This window comes from Nocardia sp. NPDC004722 (assembly GCF_053601505.1).
The window spans coordinates 1-4,394 of record NZ_JBSGBY010000670.1; the positions used below are offsets into that span (position 1 = coordinate 1).

Annotated in this window: 3 protein-coding genes; 2 read left to right on the forward strand and 1 reads right to left on the reverse strand. The window is 65.3% G+C overall.

The features are described 5' to 3' along the window. Positions 1-244: 244 nt before the first annotated feature. Positions 245-1,432 carry an ROK family protein gene (locus ACWELQ_RS39395; protein WP_452402102.1) on the reverse strand — a complete coding sequence of 396 codons (1,188 nt, stop codon included), beginning with the start codon at positions 1,430-1,432 and terminating at the stop codon, positions 245-247. A 176-nt stretch (positions 1,433-1,608) separates the two neighbouring features. Here ACWELQ_RS39395 and zwf point away from each other — a divergent pair, with 176 nt between their 5' ends. Both zwf and ACWELQ_RS39405 read left to right on the forward strand, forming a co-directional pair. Beyond that, a complete protein-coding gene (zwf, locus tag ACWELQ_RS39400) occupies positions 1,609-3,096 on the forward strand; it encodes a glucose-6-phosphate dehydrogenase (RefSeq protein ID WP_452402103.1) in 1,488 nt (495 codons plus the stop codon). Further along, a partial coding sequence (locus ACWELQ_RS39405; RefSeq protein ID WP_452402104.1) for a dihydroxy-acid dehydratase domain-containing protein occupies positions 3,093-4,394 on the forward strand: 1,302 nt, incomplete at its 3' end. The genes zwf and ACWELQ_RS39405, both read left to right, overlap by 4 nt.

Below are 4,394 nucleotides of genomic sequence, written 5' to 3' on the forward strand. Positions count from 1 at the left end.
ATTCACCGGACTGCGGGGGTTCAAACCACCCCAGGGAGATGGGAGATCCCCTGAGCCGAGACGCACTGTGCAGCCATCGACTCCAGAAGGCGGACAAAGGAACTGACACCAGGAACGCTATCGACACTTAGGTCCGATTGCAAGCAAACTTTTGTCTTATAAGTACCTATCAGTGGCGGCGATCGGTTCGGTCAAAGCATGCAAATCTCGAAAGCGACTGTGCGGCAATATAAACCGCCGCTGGCTACCGCTGATCGAACCCGGGCGAACCGTCCAGCAGGCCGTTGACCGCGGCCGGGGCCAGCACCTGACCGAGGATCATTGCCGCGCACGCCTGGACACCCGAGGGAGCGTCCGTGGCACCCGGCTCGATCTGCAGTGACCGGGTGGACAGGGCCGAAGACAGTTGGTAAATCCGCTCCCGCATCCCGGCCACCAGCGGCTCGAAGGCGTGAGACAGATCGCCGCGGACCACGATCACGGCAGGGTTCAGCAGGTTGACCGCCGCCGCCATCACCTCGCCGATGCGACGCCCGGCCTCACGCACCAGCCCGGATGCGTCCGGGTCTCCCACGCGAGCCAGCTCGACCAACTCCGGCAGGCTCGCCGCCGTCCGACCGCGGGCGGAAAACTGTTCGAGCAGCGCCCATCCCGCCGCGACCGTTTCCAGACACCGCCGGTCGCCACAGACGCACTGCCGATCGACATCGTCGTTGACCTTGATGTGCCCGATCTCGCCCGCCGCACCCAGAGCGCCATGTTGCAGCCGCCCACCGGCGATGATGCCGACGGCTATGCCCGTGGATGCCTTCAGGACGAGCAGATCGTCGACGTCCGGCCGGCGAGCCTGCTCGGCCAGCGCCAGCACGTTCACATCGCTGTCGACCCGCACCGGCACATCGAAACGCGCACTGAAGAATTCGGCTACGGCGACAGCATCCCTGCCCGCGAGACTCATACTGTGCCCGGTGGCCACGTCGACTACGCTCGGCACACCGACACCGATCCCGTGCACCCGCCGCCCGGTCCGAATCTCCTCGGCGAGAAGCTGATCCGCATGCCGCGCCGCAGTGTCCAGCACGGCCTGCATGTCGCCGGCGGCGGGCACAGCGAAACCCGCTTCCCGAAGCACCTCACCCGCCAGGTCACAGACCGCGATCTGAGCCCGGCTGGCCCCGATCGACACGGCCAAGACAATTCCGGCATCAGGGTTGAACGCAAGCCGCCCCGCTGGACGGCCGCCGGTCGACGCGCCCTCACCCTGCTCGGCGACCAGCCCACGTTCCAGCAATTGTTCGACGCGCAGCGTGACCGCCGTCCTGGATAACCCTGTCAGCCTGCGAATGTCGGCGCGTGTGATGTCGTCCCGGCCGCGAATGAGGTCGAGGACTTCCCCGGCCGACGCCCCTGGCGTCGCTATCGGCCGCCTCATGGCCACCCCTTCCATCCAGTCGGCTGATTTCTCGGAGACGACAACAGTAACTGCACTGTTCAGGACCCCGCTCGCCGCGTTAGGTCTTAGTAGAGCAAAAGTTTGCTTGCAAAAGAACCTAAGCCGCTTTAACGTTCCGTGTGCTCGCTCACACTGCTCGGCCCTAGGAGCCCGCCATGCAGGCCCATTCCCGAATCCCACCCTGCGACATCATCGTTTTCGGCGGCACCGGCGATCTTGCCGTCCGCAAACTGCTTCCAGCGCTCTACCTGCGCGACCGAAATGGCCAGCTGACCAACGACACCCGCATCATCGCGGTGTCGCGAGCCGGGCTCGACGACGTCGGCTACCGCGCCAAGATCCACGGCGAGCTGGGCCAGTTCCTCCCCTCGGATCTTCGTGACGCGTCGGCGGTTCGAGCCTTCACCCGCCGTCTGCACCATGTCACCCTCGACGTGCAGAACGACGGCGAGGCGGACTCCGGATGGCACGACCTCGCCGTGACACTCCCCGACAGTGCCCGCGCCCGAGTTTTCTATTTGGCCAGTGCGGCAAAACTTTTCGGTCCGATCTGCCATGGACTGCACCGCTTCGGACTTATCACCGACCAGGCCCGGGTGGTACTGGAGAAACCGATCGGCAACGATCTCGCCTCAGCCCGCCGGATCAACGATGAGGTCGGTGCGGTTTTCGACGAAGAGCAGATCTTCCGTATCGATCACTACCTCGGCAAGGAAACCGTCCAGAACCTCCTGGTCCTGCGCTTCGCCAACGCCATGTTCGAACCGTTGTGGAATTCCGGCGCCATCGACCACGTGCAGATCACGGTCAGCGAATCGCTCGGTGTCGGCGGACGCACCGGGTATTACGAGAACTCCGGCGCATTGCGCGACATGGTGCAGAACCATCTTCTGCAGCTGCTGTGCCTGGTCGCGATGGAACCGCCCGCGCGTCTCGAACCCGAGGCCGTGCGCAACGAGAAACTCAAAGTGCTGCAGGCGCTGCGGCCACTGAAGGGCACCGAGGTACAACGCAATACGGTGCGCGGTCATTATGCCGCGGGCGTGGTCGGCGGGCAGTTCGTGCCCGGATACAGCGAGGAACTGGACGGAACACCGAGCACCACAGAGACTTTCGTGGCCATCAGGGCGGAGGTGCGGAACTGGCGCTGGAGTGGCGTGCCGTTCTATCTGCGCACCGGCAAACGGCTCGATCGGACCGCCGCCGAGATCATCGTGCAGTTCCGAGGCGTGCCGCACTCGGTGTTCCGCGGCATCGCCGACACCGAACCCACACCCAACCAGCTGGTGCTGAGACTCCAGCCCGACGAAGGCGTGCACCTGCGACTCGTCACCAAGGAGCCGGGACCGGGCGGCCTGCGGTTGCGGTCGGTCCCCCTGAACCTCAGTTTCGCCGAGACCTTCGGATCCCGGCTGCCCGATGCCTACGAACGGCTACTCGGTGATGTGATGCGCGGCGATCCAACGCTTTTCATGCGCCGCGATGAGATCGAAACGGCGTGGTCGTGGATCGCGCCCATTCTCGAAGCTTGGTCCCAATACGATCAACCGCTTCGCGCTTATCCCGCCGGTTCCAGCGGTCCGGCCGCCGCCATCGCACTGATCGAACGCGACGGCCGCACGTGGCACGAGGAGAACCAGTGAGCGTCCATCCCGTCGTAGCAGCGGTCACGGCCCGAATCGTTCGACGCAGCGCCCGCGAACGCGCTGCCTACCTCGAACGCATCAACGCCGCCCGCACCATCGGGCCGTCTCGAATGTCGTTGGCGTGCAGCAATTTAGCGCACGGCTTCGCCGCATGCGATCCCGCCGAGAAGCTGGTTCTGCGCGGTGACGTCCAACCCAACATCGCCATCGTGTCGTCGTACAACGACCTGCTGTCCGCGCATCAGCCGTACCGGAGCTACCCGGACCTGCTGCGCAAGGCCGTCGCGGATGCCGGTGGTATCGCCCAGTTCGCGGGAGGCGTGCCCGCTATGTGCGACGGCATCACGCAGGGCCGACCCGGGATGGAACTGTCTCTGTTCAGCAGGGATGTGATCGCGATGTCGACGGCGATCGCCTTGGCGCATGACATGTTCGATGGCGCCCTGCTGCTCGGGGTATGCGACAAGATCGTCCCCGGACTGGTGATCGGAGCGCTCGCGTTCGGGCACCTGCCCATCATCCTGGTACCCGCCGGACCGATGCCGTCCGGGATTCCGAACCCCAACAAGAGCCGAATCCGGCAGTTGCACGCTGAAGGCAAAGCCAATGACGCCGATCTGATGGCCGCCGAAGCCGCGAGCTACCACGCGCCGGGCACCTGCACCTTTTACGGCACCGCCAACTCCAATCAACTGCTGATGGAAGTCATGGGCCTGCACCTGCCCGGCTCCAGCTTCGTACCGCCGAACACTCCTCTGCGCGAGGCGCTGACGGGCGCCGCGGGCCGACGCCTGGTGGATCTCGCGGCGTCACAGGGCGGCTCCGTGTCGCTCGGCGAAATGATCGATGAGCGCGTCATCGTCAACGGGGTGGTGGCGCTGCTCGCCACGGGCGGATCCACGAATCACACCATGCACCTCGTCGCGATCGCGGCCGCCGCCGGAATCGATTTGCGCTGGCAGGATTTCGACGAGCTGTCGGCAGCGGTGCCCACCTTGACCCGGATCTACCCCAACGGGACAGCCGATGTGAATGCATTCCACAACGCCGGCGGCACCGGATATTTGATCGGCGAGCTCCTGGATGCGGGGCTGCTCCACGACGACGTCACCACCGTCGTCGGTGCGGGCTTGAGCGACAATTACCGAGTCACGGCGAGCCTGGAAAGCGGCGAACTCACGTTTCGCTCAACACCTTCCGACAGCACCGACACCTCGGTCCTGCGCTCCGCCAGCGACCCGTTCGCCCCGGACGGCGGACTGCGCGTGCTCACCGGCTCGCTGGGTCAGGCCGTC